General features: G+C 73.2%; 20 protein-coding genes. 7 read left to right on the top strand and 13 right to left on the bottom strand.

What is annotated here, in order from left to right; all coding sequences use genetic code 11:
- Nucleotides 1-8: 8 nt before the first annotated feature.
- From ACGF5G_RS14875 to ACGF5G_RS14860, 4 genes are all read right to left on the bottom strand, one after another.
- Complete coding sequence (locus tag ACGF5G_RS14875) at nt 9-215, bottom strand: hypothetical protein (protein WP_393262918.1); 207 nt, start codon at nt 213-215, stop codon at nt 9-11.
- A 185-nt stretch (nt 216-400) separates the two neighbouring features.
- Nucleotides 401-1447 (bottom strand): anthranilate phosphoribosyltransferase, encoded by a 1047-nt coding sequence (gene trpD, locus ACGF5G_RS14870; RefSeq protein WP_393262916.1) that lies wholly within the window; start codon nt 1445-1447, stop codon nt 401-403.
- An 84-nt stretch (nt 1448-1531) separates the two neighbouring features.
- Entirely contained in the window at nt 1532-1927 is a 396-nt protein-coding gene (locus ACGF5G_RS14865) for a hypothetical protein (RefSeq protein WP_350682093.1), read from the bottom strand.
- 261 nt (nt 1928-2188) lie between these two features.
- Nucleotides 2189-3133, bottom strand: coding sequence for a cytochrome c oxidase assembly protein (locus tag ACGF5G_RS14860; protein WP_393262913.1), 945 nt, complete (start codon nt 3131-3133; stop codon nt 2189-2191).
- Between the two features lie 108 nt (nt 3134-3241).
- Between ACGF5G_RS14860 and ACGF5G_RS14855 the strand changes: the two genes are divergently transcribed.
- The 5 genes from ACGF5G_RS14855 (at nt 3242) to ACGF5G_RS14835 (ending at nt 8379) form a co-directional block, all read left to right on the top strand.
- Entirely contained in the window at nt 3242-3841 is a 600-nt protein-coding gene (locus ACGF5G_RS14855; protein ID WP_393262911.1) for a heme-copper oxidase subunit III, read from the top strand.
- A 72-nt stretch (nt 3842-3913) separates the two neighbouring features.
- Nucleotides 3914-4747 carry a cytochrome c gene (locus ACGF5G_RS14850; RefSeq protein WP_393262910.1) on the top strand — a complete coding sequence of 278 codons (834 nt, stop codon included), beginning with the start codon at nt 3914-3916 and terminating at the stop codon, nt 4745-4747.
- Between the two features lie 67 nt (nt 4748-4814).
- Entirely contained in the window at nt 4815-5903 is a 1089-nt protein-coding gene (locus ACGF5G_RS14845) for a ubiquinol-cytochrome c reductase iron-sulfur subunit (protein WP_393262908.1), read from the top strand.
- The gene (locus ACGF5G_RS14840; RefSeq protein WP_393262906.1) at nt 5900-7525 is read left to right on the top strand and encodes a cytochrome bc complex cytochrome b subunit; all 1626 of its coding nucleotides are present in this window, start codon (nt 5900-5902) and stop codon (nt 7523-7525) included. The genes ACGF5G_RS14845 and ACGF5G_RS14840 overlap by 4 nt, the downstream gene beginning before the upstream one ends.
- 176 nt (nt 7526-7701) lie before the next feature.
- Complete coding sequence (locus tag ACGF5G_RS14835) at nt 7702-8379, top strand: DUF4142 domain-containing protein (protein ID WP_393262904.1); 678 nt, start codon at nt 7702-7704, stop codon at nt 8377-8379.
- A gap of 81 nt (nt 8380-8460) precedes the next feature.
- Here the strand turns inward: ACGF5G_RS14835 and ACGF5G_RS14830 are convergent, their stop codons facing one another.
- From ACGF5G_RS14830 to ACGF5G_RS14810, 5 genes are all read right to left on the bottom strand, one after another.
- The gene (locus ACGF5G_RS14830; protein ID WP_350707952.1) at nt 8461-8748 is read right to left on the bottom strand and encodes an Lrp/AsnC ligand binding domain-containing protein; all 288 of its coding nucleotides are present in this window, start codon (nt 8746-8748) and stop codon (nt 8461-8463) included.
- Nucleotides 8745-9632 (bottom strand): NDP-sugar synthase, encoded by an 888-nt coding sequence (locus ACGF5G_RS14825; RefSeq protein WP_393263311.1) that lies wholly within the window; start codon nt 9630-9632, stop codon nt 8745-8747. Before ACGF5G_RS14825 ends, ACGF5G_RS14830 begins: the two co-directional genes overlap by 4 nt.
- Before the next feature lie 113 nt (nt 9633-9745).
- Nucleotides 9746-10288, bottom strand: coding sequence for an NUDIX domain-containing protein (locus ACGF5G_RS14820; RefSeq protein WP_393262902.1), 543 nt, complete (start codon nt 10286-10288; stop codon nt 9746-9748).
- 55 nt (nt 10289-10343) lie between these two features.
- Entirely contained in the window at nt 10344-12131 is a 1788-nt protein-coding gene (locus ACGF5G_RS14815; RefSeq protein ID WP_393263309.1) for a RelA/SpoT family protein, read from the bottom strand.
- Nucleotides 12132-12260: 129 nt separating this feature from the next.
- Nucleotides 12261-14015 (bottom strand): DEDD exonuclease domain-containing protein, encoded by a 1755-nt coding sequence (locus ACGF5G_RS14810; RefSeq protein WP_393262899.1) that lies wholly within the window; start codon nt 14013-14015, stop codon nt 12261-12263.
- A gap of 127 nt (nt 14016-14142) precedes the next feature.
- Here ACGF5G_RS14810 and ACGF5G_RS14805 point away from each other — a divergent pair, with 127 nt between their 5' ends.
- Nucleotides 14143-15744, top strand: coding sequence for an NYN domain-containing protein (locus tag ACGF5G_RS14805; protein ID WP_393262896.1), 1602 nt, complete (start codon nt 14143-14145; stop codon nt 15742-15744).
- A gap of 144 nt (nt 15745-15888) precedes the next feature.
- Nucleotides 15889-16101: a hypothetical protein gene (locus ACGF5G_RS14800; protein WP_393262893.1), complete on the top strand. Its 213-nt coding sequence runs from the start codon at nt 15889-15891 to the stop codon at nt 16099-16101.
- A gap of 133 nt (nt 16102-16234) precedes the next feature.
- Here the strand turns inward: ACGF5G_RS14800 and ACGF5G_RS14795 are convergent, their stop codons facing one another.
- The 4 genes from ACGF5G_RS14795 to ACGF5G_RS14780 form a co-directional block, all read right to left on the bottom strand.
- The gene (locus tag ACGF5G_RS14795; RefSeq protein WP_393262890.1) at nt 16235-17026 is read right to left on the bottom strand and encodes an ABC transporter permease; all 792 of its coding nucleotides are present in this window, start codon (nt 17024-17026) and stop codon (nt 16235-16237) included.
- Nucleotides 17023-17979 carry an ATP-binding cassette domain-containing protein gene (locus ACGF5G_RS14790; RefSeq protein ID WP_393262888.1) on the bottom strand — a complete coding sequence of 319 codons (957 nt, stop codon included), beginning with the start codon at nt 17977-17979 and terminating at the stop codon, nt 17023-17025. Before ACGF5G_RS14790 ends, ACGF5G_RS14795 begins: the two co-directional genes overlap by 4 nt.
- A gap of 83 nt (nt 17980-18062) precedes the next feature.
- Nucleotides 18063-18908: a DUF4097 domain-containing protein gene (locus ACGF5G_RS14785; RefSeq protein WP_393262886.1), complete on the bottom strand. Its 846-nt coding sequence runs from the start codon at nt 18906-18908 to the stop codon at nt 18063-18065.
- Nucleotides 18909-18987: 79 nt separating this feature from the next.
- Nucleotides 18988-19506: a hypothetical protein gene (locus tag ACGF5G_RS14780; RefSeq protein ID WP_357693139.1), complete on the bottom strand. Its 519-nt coding sequence runs from the start codon at nt 19504-19506 to the stop codon at nt 18988-18990.
- Nucleotides 19507-19852: the final 346 nt, after the last annotated feature.

The following is a 19852-nucleotide window of genomic DNA, read 5'->3' as shown; positions in this document are numbered from 1 at the left end:
CGGAGGGGTCAGGCGGCGCGGCGGTGGGGCGACGGCCGGCGGTGCCGCTGCGCCAGGCGCGGGGCCCGGAAGGTGAACGTGGCGACGAGCACCGCCTCGCCGCAGCCCGTGCAGGCCAGCTCGGGGCAGTCGACGCCGTGGCCGTCGACGCACGGCGGCGCCTCGAACGGCTGAACGCCCTCGCAGGTGGCGCAGTAGAGCTCGCGCTCCGACACGGGCGTCTCCTCTCGCTCGGGTCCCGTCGGGGGTGCACGGCGGAACTGCCGCGCCGCACGGCGCACGACGGATGTGCTGTGGTGAACAGCGCATAATGGAAGTGGAAAACTACTCATTTGTAGTTTCCCACGGGGGTCCGACAACTTCCGCACGCCACCCGGCCCGCCGGGGTGGCCGCCGGCGATCAGTCGGCGCGGGCGGCCTCGATCCAGCGGTCCAGGACGCGGGCGGCGGCCCCGGAGTCGACGGACTCGGCGGCCCGGCCCATCCCGACGCGCAACGCCTCGGTGAGGTCGCCGTCGAGGGGCCCCTGGGTGGCCAGCGCCGCCGCCGCGTTGACCAGGACGGCGTCGCGCACCGGGCCGGTCTCGCCGGCCAGCAGCCGGCGCACCACGTCGGCGTTGTACGCGGCGTCTCCGCCCCGCAGGTCGGCCAGGGTGGCCCTGGGCACCCCGAGGTCGGTCGCGTCCAGCAGCGCCTCCCTGACCGTGCCTGCCTGGATGGCCCAGACGCGGGTCGGCGCGGCGGTGGTGAACTCGTCCAGCCCGTCCTCGCCGCGCATCACCAGAGCCGAGTCGCCCCGGGCGGCGAAGACGCCCGCCATCACCGGGGCCATCCGGAGGTCGAAGCAGCCGACCGCGGCGGCCCGCGGCCGGGCCGGGTTGGTCAGCGGGCCGAGGAAGTTGAAGAAGGTGGGCACGCCCATCTCCCGGCGTACCGGGCCGGCGTGGCGCATGCCGGGGTGGTACCGGGCCGCGAAGCAGAAGCCGATGCCGGCCTCCGCGACGCACCGGGCCACCCCCTCCGGCCCCAGGTCCAGCGGCACGCCGAGGAACTCCAGCACGTCCGCCGTGCCGCAGGAGGAGGACGCCGCCCGGTTGCCGTGCTTGACCACCCGGACCCCGGCGCCGGCCACCACCAGGGAGGCCATGGTGGAGATGTTGACCGTGTGCGCGAGATCACCGCCGGTGCCGACCACGTCGAGGGCGGTGTCCCGCAGCGCCTCGGGCAGCTCGACCGCGACCGCCCGGCCGAGCATCGCCTCCACCAGGCCGGCCAGCTCGGCCGAGGTCTCGCCCTTGGCGCGCAGCGCGACGGCGAAGCCCGCGATCTGCGCCGGGGCGGCCGCGCCGGACATGATCTCGCCCATCGCCCAAGCGGTGTCGGCGGTGGAGAGCTCCTCCCCGCGCAGCAGCGCGGCGAGCAGGTGCGGCCAGGTCCGATCGCCCATGGCGGGCCTCCCGAGCGTGCGAAGCGGGTGGGATGGAACCGGCGCCGGGTGGTCCGGCGCCGAGACGGGCCGGAGCGGGGGACGTCAGGCGGGGGCGTGCGTCCGCAGCAGCTCGGCCACCGTGGTGCCGGTGGTCACCGGGTCGAGCGGGTGCACCAGGGTGGCGTCGACCTCGGCGTAGGCCGCGAGCCATCGGTCGGCGGCGCGGGCGATCACCACGCAGGTCGGGGGAGCGTCGTCCCGGTCGTCCTTGATCTGCCGGGCGATGCCGATGCCGCCGCCCGGGGTCGCCTCGCCGTCGAGCAGCAGCAGGTCGATCTCGTAGTCGTCGACGAGCCGGACGCACTCCGCGTAGGTGGACGCGTCGACGAACTCGATCCGCAGACCGGGCGCGGGGCGCGTGCCGACGGCGAGCCGCATCCGGTCACGGACCTGCGGGTCGTCGCTGTAGAGCAGGACGGTGCAAAGACGATCACTCATGCCGACACTCCGCTTCGCCGAACGGTCCGAGTCCACGCCGCGCCGGTGGATCCCACAGCGTCACCACGGCCTCGGCCGGGGATCGGGCTGTGAGCGGTGCCGTCATGATGCACCGTCGCACTGCGCTTGGTGATTCGCTCGCTGCGCTCACTCATTGGCTGGACAGGCTCCCACCTCGTAGCTGCCGGCTGATCCTACCCGTCGGTGTGAGGTGCGTGACGTCCGCCCGTCGGCGACGCCGGGGCGTACCGTCGGCGCAGGTCAGGCGGCGGACTCCGCGGCGCGCTGACGGGCCTCCTGGCGGTCCAGGTCGCGGTCGATCCGGCGGGCCTCCCGCTCGGCGTGGCGCATCCACTGCACGACCAGCACGGCCAGCATCGTGACGCTGACGAACTCGCCGCCGGCCCAGAGGATGCCGCCGGCGACCACCTGGTCCTCCCAGGGGTCGGACCAGGTCAGCCCGAGCGACGGGTACCAGTCGCCGCCGAAGAGCGTGGTGCTCTGCATGATGGTGAGCCCGAGCACCGTGTGGAACGGCACGGAGAGCAGCATCAGCAGCGCCCGGCCCGGGTACGGCCAGCGCCCGGGCAGCGGGTCGAGGCCGAGCAGCGGCCAGAAGAACACGCAGCCGGTCATGATGAAGTGCGCGTGCACGACCTCGTGCGCCCACGCGTGCTCGAGCGTGTAGCGGTACAGGTCGGTGAAGTAGAGCGCGAACGGGTTGACCACGAAGATGGCGAACGCCACCAGCGGGTAGCTGTAGATCCGCGCGACCCGGCTGTGCACGATCGCCAACAGCCGCTTGCGCGGCCGAAGCGGCAGGGTACGCAGGGCCAGCGTCACCGGCGCGCCCAGCGCGAGGAAGATCGGCGAGATCATGGAGAGCACCATGTGCTGGACCATGTGCACCGACAGCAGCGCCGTGTCGTACGCGTGCAGGCCGCTGACGGTGACCGCCGCGATCCCGCCGAGGCCGGGGCCGAGGAAGAACACCGTCCGGGCCACCGGCCACCGGTCGCCCCGGAGCCGGAGCCGGTGCACCCCGTAGAGGTAGATGCCGGCGGCCAGCACCAGGCCGACGGCCAGCCAACTGTCCAGCCGGGTCTCGGTGAACACGGAGGTGACGGTGAACGGCGGCGGGGTGGCCGCGGTCACCGTGGGCGCGGCGGCCGAGGTTGCGGTGAAGATCGGATCGACGTGCAGCACGCTTTTCAGCCTAGGTCAGGCGAACCGGACGACCCCGATCGGGCTGCCGACGCCACCGGTTTGCCACCCCGCTGATCGCCGGCCCCGGTCAAGGGCAATAATGACCGCGTGACTGCGGCCCCAGCCATTGACAAGAGCCGGATCCACTCCCTGACCCGACCCAACATGGTCAGCGTCGGGACGATCGTGTGGCTCTCCAGTGAACTCATGTTCTTCGCGGCGCTGTTCGCGATGTACTTCTCCATCCGCGCGGCGGCGCCGGAGCAGTGGGCGAAGCACACCGAGGTACTCAACATCCCGTACGCGACCACCTTCACGGTGATCCTGGTGATGTCGTCGGTGACCTGCCAGCTCGGTGTCTTCGCCGCCGAGAAGGGTGACGTCCACGCCCTGCGGCGCTGGTTCACGATCACCTTCGTGATGGGCCTGATCTTCGTGCTCGGTCAGGTCAACGAGTACCGCGAGCTGGTGCACGAGGGCATCAAGATCAACTCGGACGGGTACGGGTCGATGTTCTACCTGACCACCGGGTTCCACGGTCTGCACGTGACCGGCGGTCTGATCGCCTTCATCATCTTCATGATCCGCACGACCATGGGCCGGTTCACGCCGGCGCAGGCCACGTCGGCGATCGTCGTGTCCTACTACTGGCACTTCGTCGACGTCGTGTGGATCGGGCTCTACGCCATGATCTACTGGCTTCAGTGATCTTGGCGCGTCACGAACCGCGCCGCTGCTCCGTCCCCTGAGACAAGGTCCAACCGGTTAAGGACACAGGTCATGACTTCTGACAACGACCGCCGACGCGGTCTGCTCGCGCGGCTGCGCGAGCGGCCCGCGGCGCGCAGCAGGGGCCGCCGCCGGCTGGGTGCCGCGGTCCGGCTGTTCGCCGCGCTGATGCTGGCCGGCGGCGCCTACACCGTCTTCGCCCCCGGCGTGCAGGCGCAGGACGCCCCGCTCACCGGCGCCGCCGCGGAAGGCAAGGCGCTGTTCGACGTGAGCTGTGTGACCTGTCACGGTCGCAACGCCCAGGGCGTCGAGGGCCGTGGGCCGAGCCTGATCGGCGTCGGCGCGGCCTCGGTCGAGTTCCAGGTCAGCTCCGGCCGGATGCCGATGGCCCGCCAGGAGGCCCAGGCGGAGCGCAAGCCGGAGCTGTTCACCGACGAGGAGACCCGCCAGCTCGCGCAGTTCATCCAGGAGCTCGGCGGCGGTCCCGTCCTGCCCGACGGCGAGGACCTCCACTCCGACGGCAACATCGCCGCCGGCGGCGAGCTGTTCCGGATCAACTGCTCGCAGTGCCACGCCTTCGGCGGTGGCGGCGGCGCCCTCTCCTCCGGCAAGTACGCCCCGAGCCTGCGTCCGGCCAGCGACCGGCAGATCTACGCCGCGATGCTGAGCGGCCCGCAGAACATGCCGGTCTTCGGCGACAACCAGATCACCCCGGAGCAGAAGGCGGACATCATCGCCTACATCCAGGAGACCCTGAAGCACGACCAGGACCCGGGTGGCTTCAACCTCGGTCGGTACGGGCCGTCCACCGAGGGCTTGGCGATCTTCCTGGTCGGCATCGTCGCGCTCGTCTTCGCGAGCCTGTGGATCGCGGGCAAGTCGTGACCGGGCGGATCATCCGATTCAGTGCTGTGGTGCCGGGGTCCGGCACCGCCCGTAGCGAGGTGACGGCATGACCACGCACACCGAGCACCAGGCCCAGCAGGGCCGGGAACCGCTCGACGTGACGACCCCCGGGCTCAGCCAGTTCGACATCGTCCGCGAGGGCGCGCGCCGGGACGACATCGAGATCGTCCACTACGAGCCGCAGGTCGCCCCGGGCAGCAAGGCCGAGCGCCGGCTGACCCGCACCGTCGCGTCGTTCTTCCTGCTGACCGGGCTGGCGGCGACCGCCTTCCTGGTGGTCTACATCTGGTGGCCGTGGGAGTACGCTCCCGGCCGCGGCGGCGACACGTGGTACACTCCGCTGCTCGGCGTCACCCTCGGCGTGGCCCTGCTCGGCATCGGCTTCGGCATCCTGACCTGGGGCAAGAAGCTGCTGCCCAAGGAGGTCTCGATCCAGGACCGGCACGAGGGCGCCGTCAGCGAGGACGACCGGATCATCACCGGCCAGACCATGCTCTACATGGCCGACGAGCTGGGCGTGAAGCGCCGGCCGCTGCTCGGCATCTCGCTGCTGGCCGGTCTCGCGCCGGTCGGCGCGGTGGTCGCCGCGCCCCTGGTCGGTGGCCTGATCTCCCAGCCGCACAAGAACAACCAGATGTTCACCACCGGGTTCGCCCCGACCGAGGGCGGCGGCAAGGTCCGGCTGGTCCGCGAGGACGGCCGTCCGGTCCGCCCGGCGGACGTCAGCACCGGCGGCCAGATCACGGTCTTCCCCGGCATCGACCACGGCGTGAGCAACCTGCACGCCGACTCGCCGACCCTGCTGATCCACCTGCGGGACAGCGACGCGCGGGAGTCGCGCCGGGCCAACGAGCGGGTCGGGCACGGCGACTACATGTGGGGCAACTACGCCGCCTACTCGAAGATCTGCACGCACGCCGGCTGCCCGGCGAGCCTGTACGAGCAGCAGACCAACCGTCTGCTCTGCCCGTGCCACCAGTCGCAGTTCCTGATCACCGACAACGCCCGGCCCATCTTCGGTCCGGCCAGCCGGCGACTGCCGCAGTTGCCGATCGAGGTGGACTCCGAGGGCTACTTCGTGGCCAAGTCCGACTACACCGAGACCGTCGGGCCCGACTTCTGGGAGCGGCCGTGAAGCGGCGCAAGTTTGACATGGCAGCTGTGCCGGGCAACGCCGCCCGGGGAGTGGACGACCGCTTCCAGGTGGCCACCCCGCTGCGCCGGCTGCTGAACAAGGTCTTCCCGGACCACTGGTCCTTCCTGCTCGGCGAGATCGCGCTCTTCTCGTTCATCGTCCTGCTGTTGACCGGTGTCTTCCTGACCTTCTTCTTCGAGCCGGCGATGACCGAGGTGGTCTACAACGGCAGCTACGCCCCGCTGCGGGGCACGCCGATGTCGGCCGCGTACGCCTCCAGCCTGGACATCTCGTTCGACGTCCGCGGCGGCCTGATCATGCGGCAGATGCACCACTGGTCGGCGCTGCTGTTCATGGCCGCGATCGTGGTGCACATGCTCCGGGTCTTCTTCACCGGCGCGTTCCGCAAGCCGCGTGAGACGAACTGGATCATCGGCTCGCTGCTGTTCTGGGTCGGCTTCCTGGCCGGCTTCACCGGCTACTCGCTGCCGGACGACGGCCTCTCCGGCACCGGCCTGCGGATCGCCTCGGCGATCATGCTCTCCATCCCGGTGATCGGCTCCTGGGTCACCTCGTCGATCTTCGGCGGGGAGTTCCCCGGCACCATCATCATCAGCCGGTTCTACATCGCCCACGTGCTGCTCATCCCGGGTCTGCTGGTCGCGCTGATCAGCGTCCACCTGGGCCTGGTCTTCAAGCAGAAGCACACCCAGTGGCCCGGCCCCGGCCGGACCAACGGCAACGTGGTCGGCGAGCGGATGTTCCCCCGCTACGCGATCAAGCAGGGCGGCTTCTTCATGGTCGTCTTCGGCGTGATCGCGCTGATGGGCGGTCTGTTCCAGATCAACCCGATCTGGCTGTTCGGCCCGTACGAGGCGTGGGTGGTCTCGGCCGCCAGCCAGCCCGACTGGTACGTCATGTTCCTCGACGGCTCGACGCGCCTGATGCCGGCCTGGGAGATCAACATCCCGATCGGCGACGGGTACGTGATCCCGCCGCTGTTCTGGCCGACGGTGGTGCTGCCGGGCATCCTGGTGGGGCTCTCCACGCTCTACCCGTTCCTGGAGGCCCGGCGCCTCAAGGACACCCGCAGCCACAACCTGCTCCAGCGGCCCCGGGACGTGCCGGCGCGCACCGCGGCGGGCGCCATGGCCGTCTCGTTCTTCATCGTGCTGACCCTGTCCGGCGCCAACGACGTCATCGCCGACAAGTTCATGATCAGCCTGAACGCGATGACCTGGGCCGGCCGGATCGGCCTGCTGGTGCTCCCGCCGCTGGCGTACTACTTCACCTACCGGATCTGCCTCGGTCTCCAGCAGCACGACCGTGAGGTGCTCGCCCACGGTGTCGAGACCGGCATCATCCGGCGACTGCCCGACGGCCGGTTCGAAGAGGTGCACCAGCCGCTCAGCGCGGGGGACCACGACGGCCACGGCGGGCTCGAGTACGCCGGCTGGGTCGTGCCGAAGAAGATGAACCGGCTCGGGGCCCTCGGCCCGGCCATCCGGGGCTTCTTCTACCCGATCGAGAAGCCGGCCGAGGCGCCGGTCTCGCCGGGCCACCCGCCGGTCGAGCCGCGGCCCGACCGGGAGCAGATCGGCAGCGGCGAGAGCCGTCGCTGACCTCGCGACACCCGACGCGGCGCCCACCGGAGTCCTCCGGTGGGCGCCGCGTCCGTTTCCGCCCCTCCCACGGTCCGCGCGTGGCGTGTCGTCCGTCGCCCCCCGGGCGGGGATCGCAGGAATAACGCCGGTCAGCCGGGTATCCGTGCGATCCAACGTCTCGAGGGGGAGGAAGCATGTTGGGTATCAAACGCCTCGGCCTGCTGGCCGCGCTGGTGCTGGTGGGAATCGCGCCGGCAGCGGCGGCGCAGGCCGCGGTGCAGCCGTCGCAGCAGGACACCCAGTACCTGCAGGCCATGCACCAGGTGAACCTGTTCGAGATCACCGCGGGTGACCTGGCCCAGCAGAAGGGCCAGAACCAGGGGGTCAAGGACCTGGGTGCCCGGTTCAAGACGGACCACACGCAGCTCGACCAGACGGTGCAGCAGACCGCGTCCCAGCTCGGGGTGCAGTTGCCGGCCGAGCCCACGGCGGACCAGCAGTCCGTCCTCGACCAGCTCAACAACGCCAGCGGCGAGGAGTTCGACCGGCTCTGGGTGACCAGCGAGCTGGCCGGCCACGTCCAGGCCATCCAGGCCACCCAGACGGAGATCTCGCAGGGCTCCGACCAGACGGTGGTCCAGCTGGCCCAGACCGCACTGCCGACCCTGCAGGCGCACTACGACGCGCTGGTCCAGCTCGCCGAGCAGCTGGGCATCCCGGTTCCGCAGGCCAGCGGCACCGCCACGCCGAGCCCGGGCGGCACGACCCCGGCTCCGGGCGGCACCACCGGCACCCCGGCTCCGGGCGGCACCACCGAGTCGCCGGCTCCGGGCGGCACCACCACCGAGACGCCGGCTCCCACGCAGAGCTGACGTCGCCGTACCGTGACGGCCGGTCCACCAGTGGGTGGACCGGCCGTCACGCGCCCGCGCCGGCCCGGCCGGCGTCCGTGGTCAGTCGGCGTTCGCGAGCCCGATCGCGAACGCCTCCTCCAGGTCGTGCTGGGAGTACGCCCGGAACGCGATGTGCGACTCGGTGTTCAGCACCCCCGGCACCTTGGAGATGCTGCCGGCGATCACCTTGGCGATCTGGTCGAACTCCCGGACCCGGACCACGGCGATCAGGTCGACGTGGCCGGCCACCGAGTAGACCTCGCTGACGCCGGGAAGGGCGGCCAGGGCCTCGGCCACCTCGGGGATGGAGTCGGTGGCGCAGTCGATCAGCACGATCGCGGTGATCACGGGACATTTCTCCGTTCGTCGGCGTCGTCGCCCATGCTAGATGTTCCCGGGCCCCGGGACGGGGGTGTGGCGGGGACGGTGAGGGTGGCGCCCGCGCGGATCGCGTCGCGCAGGCGCTCGCCGGGGCCGACGGTGGCGCCCGGCCAGACGACGGCACGCTCCACGTCGCCCTGGACGACCGCGTCGGCGCCGACCACCGCCGCCCGGCAGCGGCCGGTCACCGTGGCCGTGGGCGCCACCAGGCTGCCGCCGCCGGCCGCGTGCAGGTTGGCCGCCAGGTAGTCGGCCGGGGTGCCGGTGTCGTAGAACGTGCCGGAATAGGGCACGACGGTCAGCGCGCCGGCCGCCTCCGCCGGGCGCCAGACCGCCCGGACGAGGTCGCCGAACCCGACCGGCAGCTCCCGCACCAGCCGCCACGGCAGCAGCGAGAAGCCGGTGAACACGTGGCCGTCGAAGGTGCCCGGGGCCCGCGGATCGGCGGCGGGCTGGCCGAGCAGGCGTACGGAGTCGCCGTCCCAGTCGCGCAGCAGCGCGGCGATGTCCGGCCCCGGGGGCCGCTCGGGGTCGGCGAGGTAGGCGTCGGCGTTGCCGACCAACACCCCGCGCCCGGCGATCCAGTCCCGCAGGTTGGCCAGCCCGCCGGCGGTGCCCAGCGGCGCGCCCGGCTCGACCGACAGGTGGGCGCGGTCCCCGACGTGCGCGACGACCTGCGCGCCGAGATAGCAGGCGTTGACCGCGACCCGGGCCGGCCCGACCAGGCCGAGCCCGGCCAGCCGGTCCAGCGCCCGGTCCAGCAGCGGCACGTTGCCCACCGGGCAGAGCGCCTTCGGCAGCCGCTCGGTCAGCGGCCGCAGCCGGGTGCCCTCGCCGGCGGCGAGCACCACCGCGCAGACGTCGACCGGGACGGTGGCGGGGGCGTAGGCCCGGCCGGCGGTGGTGGCCGCGCCGCGGTCGGCCGGAGCGGTGGTGGCGCCCGCTCGGTCGGCCCGGTCGGCGTTCACGGCCGCGTGTCGGGCACCGGGGGCGGGAACTGTCCGGCCAACGGCCCGATGTCGTAGTACGCGAGCAGCCGGGCGGTCGGCCAGGTCAGCTCGGGCAGGTCGTCCAGCGGGTGCCAGGCGGCCTCGAAGACCTCGGCGCCGTCGACCTTCAGCTCGGTGGTCGATGCCGGCACCTCGGCGGTGAACACCACGTCCACCCAGCCCTTGGCGTGCACGATCGCGTTGGGGACGGCGGGGCTCAGCTGGCGGGGGGAGAGCCGGATGCCGGACTCCTCGTACAACTCCCGGGCGGCTCCCACCACCGGCGCCTCGCCCTTCTGCAACAGGCCGGCGGGCAGCCCCCAGCCCCGGCCGGGCGGCTGGCGCAGCAGCAGCAGCCGCCCCGCCCCCTCGGCCTCGGCGTCGCGGACGAGGGTGACCGCGCCGACGATGTACTTCGGCACGGCCAGCCGGACCAGGCGGCGGCGCACTGGCAGCGGCAGCCGGTAGAAGACCTGGTAGGCGACGGCCCGGCCGGTGGCGCGCGAGCGGGGGATCATGACTCCAGGCTAGTGGCCCCGAGGAACGTTCGGACGACCCGGGCCCGACGGGCGGTCACTGCCGGTGGTCCACCAGGTCGATGAGTTGGCGTACGACCGTGTCCGGCTCGATGACCCGGTCGAAGACCGCGACCAGCAGCGTCTCCAGGTCGGGGTAGCCCAGCTCCTCCGACAGCCGCAGCAGCGGCAGGTCGCTGGCCAGCCCGCGGTCGTGCTTGCGCAGCGCCAGCCCGATGGTGGCCCGGCCGAGGCGGACCTTGTCGGGGATGGAGATGCCGGGCTCGGTGTGCTCGGCGAACCACCGGCTGATCTGCATCTGCGCGTGCGGCGACTTGACGAAGCCGAGCCACTCCCGGCGGGGGCCGCGGGGGGCGGCATCGGCGTCGAAGCCGTTCGCCGCGTCGGTCTCGGTGAAGATCTCCACCACGTCGCCCTCCTCCAGCGCGGAGGAGAGCGGTGCCAGCCGGCCGTTGATCCGCGCCGCCAGGCAGTGGTCGCCACGCTCGGTGTCCAGCTCGTACGCGAGGTCGACCGGGGTCGCCCCGGCCGGCAGCACGACCTGCCGCCCGTCGGCGAAGACCTGGATCTGGGTCTCGGCGAGGTCGCAGCGCAGCGACTCGAGGAACTGTGCCGGGTCGGCCGCGTCCTGCTCCCAGTCGAGCACCCGGCGCAGCCAGTCGAGCTGCTCCGCGCAGGCGGCGGTGCCGCCCGGCCGGGGGAAGCGGAAGTCGGCGGCGACGCCGTACTCGGCCGAGCGGTGCATCTCCTCGGTGCGGATCAGCACCTCCACGGTGCGGTCCTTCGGCCCGCAGACGCTGGTGTGCAGGGAGCGGTAGAGATTGTTCTTCGGGGAGGCGATGAAGTCCTTGAACCGGCCGGGGACCGGCCGCCACAGGCCGTGGACCGCGCCCAGCGCCGCGTAGCAGTCGGTGGCCGGGCCGTCCACCACGATCGCGATGCGGGGCAGGTCGTAGGGGGCGGCGTGACCGCCGGCCACGGTGTCCTTCCAGATCGAGTAGAGGTGCCGGGGGCGGGGGGTCACCTCGGCGTCGACCCGGTTGCGGCGCAGCGCCGACTTCGCCCGGGCGACCACCTCGTCGAGGTACGCGTCCCAGCCCGGCCGGTCGTGCACGTGCCGGGCGATGCGGGCGTGCTCCTCCGGCTCCAGGTGCAGCAGCACCACGTCGTCGAGCTCCCGCTTGAGCAACTGGATGCCCAGCCGGTCGCAGAGCGGGACCAGCACCTCCTGCGTCTTGCGGGCGATCCGCTCCCGGGACGCGGCGGACCGGACGCCCAGGGTGCGCATGTTGTGCAGCCGGTCGGCCAGCTTGATGATCAGGACCCGGACGTCCTTGCCGGCCGCGATGATCATCTTGCGGATCGTCTCGGCCTCGGCGGCCTTGCCGTAGAACGCCTTGTCGAACTTGGTGACTCCGTCTACCAGGTGCGCCACCTCCCGCCCGAAGTCCTCCGCGAGAGCCTGGAGCGTGTAGCGCGTGTCCTCCACGGTGTCGTGCAGCAGCGCGGCGACGAGGGTGGTGGCGTCCATGCCGATCTCGGCGCAGATCTGGGCCACCGCCAGCGGGTGGGTGATGTAGGGCTCGCCGCTCTTGCGGAACTGCCCGCGGTGCATGTTCTCCGCGATGGTGTAGGCCCGACGCAGCACGGAGGGCTCGGTGCCCGGGTGGATCGTCCGATGGGTCCGGACGAGGTGGTTGACCGGGTCGGTGTCGGCGGTGGGCCAGCTCAGCAGCGACCGGAGCCGGCGGGCCAGCGGCAGCTCGCCCGGTTGGGTCGGAAGGGCGCCCCCCAGGGCGGCGCCGCGTCCGGCGTCGACGTCCACGTGGGACACCTCCTCACCCCGGCCCCACGGCCGCCGGGACCCGGCAACCGGGAGCAGGCCCACGAAACGGGCAGGACTGCACTTCTCTAACAGCCTAAGCGAGTCGACGTCGTCCGATCGGACACTTGGTCATGAGCGTTCGGTCGAGAGTTGGTGGGACGCCGCGCTCTCGGCCTTGCTCAACAGGTCGCGGAAGCGCGCCGCGCCAGCCACCGGGGAAGCCCATCCGGAGGACATCTCGACCAGCCGGGTCTCGGGTCGTTCCAACCAGGACAGGATGCGTTCGGTCTCCTCCGCCGAGGCGTGCGGGACCGGGCCGTGGCCGGGCGGCACCGTCTCGGCGGTCGCCCGGATCGCGGCGATCGTCGGTCGAGGGTGGACGCCGGGCGGCGACACCCCCGCCCCGGCCAGCCGGCCGTGCCGCACGAGGGCCAGCTCCCAGCCGCCCCCGGCGGCCGGGCGGGCCGCGGCCAGCTCGGCGATCCCGGTCAAAGCGGCCAGCCGCTGCATCCGCACCGTCGCCCGCAGCACCGCGGCCAGCCGCGAACGCACCACCGCCGCCTCCTCGTAGCGCTGGTCGCGGGAGAGCACCTCGATCCGGGTCAACAGCGCGTCGACCACCGGCTGCGGGTCGCTGGCGGCCGCGGTGCGGAACGGCGCGACGGCGCGGACGTCGTACTCCTCCGGGGTGATCCGGTGCTCGCAGGGCGCCGGGCAGCGGCCCAGCTCGGCCAGCGCGCAGGCCGGCGTGACCGTGCGCAGCGAGAGTCGGTGGGTGCACTGCCGCAGCGGCACGGCGTCGTGGAAGCCGGCGGCGGCCAGCTCCGCCGCCCGGCGGGAGCTGAACGGGCCGAGGTAGCCGGTGTCGCCGGGGGCGATGCCCCGGACCACCGAGAGCCGGGGGTAGGGACCGTCGGTCAGCTTCAGCCAGACCGCCCGCTCCGGAAACTTCGACCGCCGGTTGTACGGCGGCGCGTGCGCCCCGATCAGCCGCAGCTCGCGGACCTCCGCCTCCAGCGAGTGGGCGCACTCGACCGCCTCCACCCGCTCGGCCGCGGCGAGCATCTCGGAGATCCGGGCACGCTTCTCGGCGGCGGTGAAGTAGCTGCGCACCCGGGTGGCGATGTCGCCGGAGGTGCCGACGTAGAGCGGCCGGTCGTCGGCGGCCCGGAAGATGTAGACCCCGGGTGCCTTGGGCAGCCCCTCCGCCAGGTGCCGTTTGCGCCGCTGGGTCGGGGTGACCGCCCGGGCGAACTCGATGGCGTCGCCGATCGTGTCGACCCGGTGCCCGCCGAGCCGGGCGATCAACCCGTGCAGCACGTCGACGGTGGCCTTGGCGTCGTCGAGCGCCCGGTGGGTCGGCTGGGTGGTGGTGCGGAAGTAGGCCGCGAGCGTGCCGAGCTTGCGGTTGGGCACCTCGTCGCGGGTGAGCACCCGGCGGGCCAGCGCGGCGGTGTCGAGCACCCGGGGATTGGGCCAGCGGTAGCCGTGCTTCGCACACGCGGCCTTCAGGAAGCCGACGTCGTAGGGGGCGTTGTGGGCGACCAGCACGGCGTCGGAGACGAACTCGAGGAAGCTCGGCAGCACCTGCTCGATCGGCGGGGCCGGGACCAGCATGGCCTGCGTGATCCCGGTGAGCACCGTGATGAACGGTGGGATGGGCACGCCCGGGTTGACCAGGGTGGCCAGCACGCCCAGCTCCTCGCCGCCGCGCACCTTCACCGCGCCGATCTCGGTGATCCCGCCGCCGTCCGGCGCGCCGCCGGTGGTCTCCAGGTCGACCACCACGAACGTCGTCGCGTACAGCGGCAGCGCGGGATCGATCCCGCCCGCGCCCGGGTCGAAGCCGGCCAGCGGCTCCTGGACGTACTCCGTCTCTGCCATCGGCGGCACGCTAGCGTCCCGGTCCGACACTCCCGTCCCACCGGCACCAGCCGCCACCACCGGTCTAGGATGAGAGATCGGCTCACTCACCGGGCGGTGGGCCCGGTCGCGGTGGGAGACTTGCCACATGCCCCTCACCGAGCCGCACGACGACCGCCTCCCGCAGGAGGAGCCGGTCGACACCGTGCGCGACGCCGGTGGGCTCGGCTCCGACGGGAGCGGTCTGCCCGCGGCGATCGAGCCGGGGCCTGAGGCGGCCGGTGTCGAGCCCGGCCGCGCGGCGGCCGAGGGGGGCGTCGCCGACGTCCCGGCGGACGACGGGTCCACGCTTGAGGGATCCGCGCCCGAGGGGCCGGCGGACGACGGCTTCGCGCCCGAGGGATCCGCGCCCGAGGGATCGCCGGACGACGGGTCCACGCCCGAGCCGGAACCCGTGCTGCCCGAGCCGGTCCGCCAGCGGATCGTGGCGCTCACCGCCGCCGTGCTGCCCGGGCTGCCCGCCGACGAGGTGCCGGTGCCGCTGCGCCGGGTCGCCAAGTTCGCCCCCAACCGCCGGGCCCGGCTCGGCGCCCCGGCGATCGCCGCCCAGCTCACCGGGGATCCGCTGTTCCGGCAGCGGATCACGGCCCGGGTGCTCGCCGACACCGGCGACCTGGGTGCGGCGGTACTCGAGGGCACCGCGCCCGCCGCCGCCGACCCGGTCGAGGTGGCCGCGCTGGCCTACCTGGCCCGGCCCCGGGGGTGGCGGGAGCTGATCGAGGCCAGCGGCGCGGCGGTGCGCGCGGAGGCCGACAGCGCGGTCGTCGCCGAACTGGTCCGCGAGGCTGAGCAGCGGGCCACCCGCGCCGAGCACGACCGGGCGGTGGCCCGGGTGGAGGCGGAGAAGCTCCGCGACGAGCTGGCCCGGGTGCGCGAGGAACTCGGGCAGCTGCGCGAGGAGAGCCGGCAGCTGGGCCGGTCGCTGCGCGAGACGCAGGCCCGCGAGCGCAAGGCCAACGAGTTGCTGGCCACCGAGCGGGGCCGGGCCGCCCGGGCGGCGGCGGACGCCGACGCCGAGCTGCGCCGGGTCCGGGCCCGGCTGGCCGAGGCGGAGGCGGCGGCCGGGATCGCCCGGGCCAGCGCCAAGGAGGCCCGGTCGGTGGACGATGCCCGACTGTGGCTGCTGTTGGAGACCATCGGGCAGGCGGCCGTCGGGCTGCGTCGCGAGCTGGCGCTGGACCCGGTCGACAAGCTGCCCGCCGACTTCGTCGCCGACGCCTTCGCCGACCAGACCGCCGCCCCGGCGGCCGGCGCCGCCACCCGCGCCCGCGACACCGACGACCCGGCCCGCCTCGACCAGTTGCTGGCGCTGCCCCGGGCGCACCTCGTCGTCGACGGCTACAACGTCACCAAGCGCGGCTTCGGCGAGATGTCGCTGGAGCAGCAGCGCAAGCGGCTGATCACCGGCCTGGGCGGGATCGCCGCGCAGACCGGCGACGAGGTCACCGTGGTCTTCGACGGCGCGGAACGGATGCACGGGCTGCCCCCGTCGCCGCGCGGGGTCCGGGTGCTCTTCTCCCGCAAGGGCGAGACCGCCGACGAGCTGATCCGGCGCCTGGTCCGCGCCGAGCCGCCGGGCCGGCCGGTGGTGGTGGTCTCCTCCGACCGCGAGGTCGCCGACGGCGTACGCCGGCACGGCGCGTACCCGCTCGGGGCCGACTCGCTGCTGCGCCGGCTCGCCCGGTCCTGATCGGGGTGCTTGATCGCATTCCGGCCGTCCGCGACCCCGTTGTCCCTTTCTGTCGTACCCCGCGCCTAGCGTCGTGGTGACCGACGGTGTTCGGGTGACGACGGTGACGCCGCGCCCGGTCGCCGCAGCGCACCAGGAGGCGTGATGCTCATCGACTGTGCGGGGTGCGGGATCCGGGGGAGCGGCTGCTCCGACTGCCTGGTCACCGCCCTGTTCGACGATTCGTCCCCGGCCGCCGGGCTGGGCGGCGCCGAGGCCCGGGCGGTCGAGGTGTTCGCCCGGGCCGGGTTCGAGGTGGAGGTGCTGTCCGCACCCCGGGCGGCCCGCCGGCCCGCCGGACGGCACCAGGTCGCGTGACCGGGCCGGCCGCGGGCGCCGCACGGCCGGCGTTGCTGGCCTCCACGGTCGGAGTTCCGCGCCGGGACTCCGATCCGCGACCGCGACCACGGGTGCCCCGTCCGGTCGGCCGGGCACCCGTGGTCGGTGCGGGTCAGCGGGACGGGTCCCGGTTGAACAGCTTCTTCGCCCAGAGATAGCCGACCAGCGCGATGGCGGCGCACCAGGCCGCCGCGAGAGCGGCGTTCGTCCCCACCGGCCCGCCGGTCAACAGCCCGCGCAGGGCCTCGATGATGGGGGTGAAGGGTTGGTGCTCGGCGAACTGCCGCAGCCCGTCCGGCATCGAGTCGGTGGGCACGAATCCGCTGCCGATGAAGGGCAGGTAGGTCAGCGGCATGGGGAGGTTGCTCGCCGTCTCGACGCTCTTGGAGACCAGACCCATCGCGACCGAGAGCCAGGTGAACGCGAAGGTGGTCATGGCCAGCACCCCGACCGCCGCGATCCAGGCCGTGACACCCGTGCTGGGCCGGAACCCGATGAGCAGCGCGACGCCGGTGACCACCGCCAGGCTGAGCATGGTCTGCACCATGCTGGCCAGGACGTGGCCGGTCAGCACCGACACCCGGGCGATCGCCATGGTCCGGAACCGGGCGATGATGCCCTCGGTCATGTCCATGGCGACCGACACCGCCGTCCCGGTGGCCGCCAGGCCGGTGGTTATCAGCAGGATCCCCGGGGTGACGTAGTCGACGTAGTCGCCCCGGTCGCCCGAACCGCCGCCCAGCCCGGCGCCGAGGGTCGCGCCGAAGACGTAGACGAACAGCAGCAGGAGCAGGATGGGCATGCCGGCGAGCAGCACCGTCATCGACGGGTAGCGCAGCCCGCGTCGCAGGTTGCGGCGCAGCATCGTGCCGGAGTCGCGTACGGCGTAGGTCAGGGTGCTCATCGGGGGGTTCCCACCTTCTCGGGCTGGCCGGTGAGGGCCAGGAAGACGTCGTCGAGATCGGGCGTGTGCACCGACAGCGACTCCACGGCGATCGACCGGCGGTCCAGCAAATCGAGCAGGTTCCGCAGCGACCGGACACCGCCGTCGCTGGGCACGTGCAGGGTGAGTTCGGCGGCGTCGCGGGACGAGTCGCCGAGAGCGACCACGGCCGAGTCGAACCCGGCCCGGTCGGCGAAGCGCAGGCTGACGTGCCCGCCGGGGACGAGCCGCTTGAGTTCCGCCGCGCTGCCCTCCGCCACCAGCCGGCCGTGGTCGAGCACGGCGATCCGGTCGGCGAGCTGGTCCGCCTCCTCCAGGTACTGGGTGGTGAGGAAGATGGTGACGCCGTCCGCCACCAGGTCCCGTACGATCTGCCACATGGCCTGCCGGCTGCGCGGGTCGAGCCCGGTGGTCGGCTCGTCGAGGAACACCACGCGGGGGCGGCCCACCAGCCCCATCGCCAGGTCGAGCCGCCGGCGCATTCCGCCGGAGTAGCTGGCGGCGGGCTTGCCGGCCGCCTCGACCAGGTCGAACATCCTGAGCAGGCTCCGCGCGCGCTGCCGCCCCTCGGCTCGGGACAGGTGGTGCAGGTCGGCCATGAGCCGCAGGTTCTCCTCGCCGGTGAGCAGGCCGTCGACGGCGGAGAACTGGCCGGTCACGCCGATCGCGGCGCGTACCGCGTCGGGCTCCCGGGCGACGTCGTGACCGGCGACCCGCGCCTCGCCGGAGTCGGCGCCGATCAGGGTGGACAGGATCTGCACGGTGGTGGTCTTGCCGGCGCCGTTGGGGCCGAGCAGCGCGAAGATCGTCCCTGCGGCGACGGTGAGGTCGATCCCGTCGAGCACCACGTGGTCGCCGAAGGACTTCCGGAGGCCGGCGACCGTGATGGCCGCCGGGGTCGAGTGGGGTCGCACGTCTTCTCCTTCCACGCCGGCCGTCGGGCCGGTCGGGGGCTGGGCCGGCCGCCGAGCCGGCTGGGAAGTGGTGGCGTGGGGGATCAGCGGCGGTGGATCACGATGTCGCCGAAGGAGGTCCGGGCGGTCACGCGCACGGCGCTCTCCGGCTCGCCAGGCGGTTCGTACGCCTCGAGTTGGTTGTCCACCCGGCCGAACTGGGTGTGCAGGTCGAGCAGGGCGGCGGTGCCGGAGCGCACGCCGATGTCGAGCCCGCCGCTCGCGGTCCTGACCGACACCGTGCCCGCCGAGACCTCGCCGATCCGGACGTCGCCGTTGGCGGTGGTGGCGGTGACCGAGGCGTGCGCGCGGTCGACGGCGATGTCGCCGTTGGCCGCCTTCACGCGCGCCTCGCCGGTGACGGTGCCCAGCCAGCTCTCGCCGTTGGAGTTCTTGACCACCGCGTCACCCTCGACCTCCTGCACCCGGATCCGGCCGGACCCGGTGCTGATCCGGGCCTGGCCCGCGACGTGCTCCACGCGGACGCCGCCGGCGGAGGTGTCGAGATCGGCGTCGGCCGTGCGGTCCAGCTCGATGTCGCCGGCCGCGATCCGGATCCGGCAGTTGCCGAGCCGACCGGTGCCGTGGAACGCCCCCGCCGAGGCATTGCCGTGCAGGTGTGAGCCGGCGGGCAGCGTGATCGTCACGTCGATCGAGCCGGGCTTGCCGACCAGGCCGAATCCGCGCTGCCGGGGCGCTCTGACCAGGAGCCGGCCGTCGGCGTACTCCACTCGGGTCTGTTCGGCGGCCCGGACGTCGGCGTCGGCGGCGGCGTTGCTCGGCCGGACGTCGACGACCGTGTCCGTGCGGTCGGTCGCGGTGATCCGAGCGTCACCGACGACCATGTCGACGGTGGCCGAGATCGGCGCCGGGGTGTCGAATGTGGGCATGACGGTCCCTTCTGGACGGAGTGGATGTCCCGGGAACGGGACGGATGGTCGGAGGTGGTGACGCGAACCGGGCGGGCGCTCAGCGAGCCCAGCCGGTGTAGCGCTCCCCGCCCCGGGGGGCGCGTCGCGGCGCGTGCCGGCCCGCCGCCCCGGTCGGCGCCACGGCGGCCGTCGCCGCCCGGACGAGCCAGGCGTTGACGGAGAGGCCGTCGCGGGCGGCCGCCTCCTCGATGCGGTTCTTGAGGTGCTCCGAGAGGCGGAAGCTGATCCGCGAGGTGGCGCCCTCCTCGGTGTCCGCCGGTGGCGGGGTGGCCGGCTCGGGAGCCTCGGGCTCGCCCTGGAACTCCGGGCCGGTCGGCGGTGGCGTCACGACGAAGCTCGGCTCGCGCCCGCGCAGGCGCAGCTCGACCGAACCGGGTGCCAGGTCGCGGGTGATCTCCGCCGCCGCGGCGGTCAGCGCGTCCAGCAGCGCCAGCCGGAGCGCCGACTCGAGCGGCCCGGCCAGTCGCTCGGCCAGCGCCCGGGCCTCCTCGCCGCCGAGTTCGGCGACGCCGGCCAGCTCCTGCCGGAGGTTGTCGACATACGACGTCAGGTCCATGACGCCACTATGACATCATCGTGGCGTCATCGCAAGACAGGTTTTGGCATCATGTGGCGTCATGGTGGTGTGCGATGGCGTCGGCGGGGCACGACGGCGGCCGACGCCGGGGCTGCGACGGCCACGCCCGACCTCGGCGAGCCGCCAGAGAGGGCAGCCGGCGGCGGGGTGCGGGTCCGGTCGGGGCAAACGCCGCCGACGCGGGCAATAGGATGGGCGCTCACGGCGGGAGGAGGCGGCGCATGACGCGGGTACGGCGCGGTGGCGGCAGCCCCGCCGCGATCGGCGGCGCCGCGGGCTTTCGACGGTCGCGGGCAGTGCCGCCGGCGGGCCGCCGCGCGGTGCC

Source organism: Micromonospora sp. NPDC047730 (genome assembly GCF_043204765.1).
Lineage (GTDB): Bacteria > Actinomycetota > Actinomycetes > Mycobacteriales > Micromonosporaceae > Micromonospora.
The sequence above is the reverse complement of the archived record's forward strand: the minus strand, read 5'-3'. Positions and strand labels throughout refer to the sequence as shown.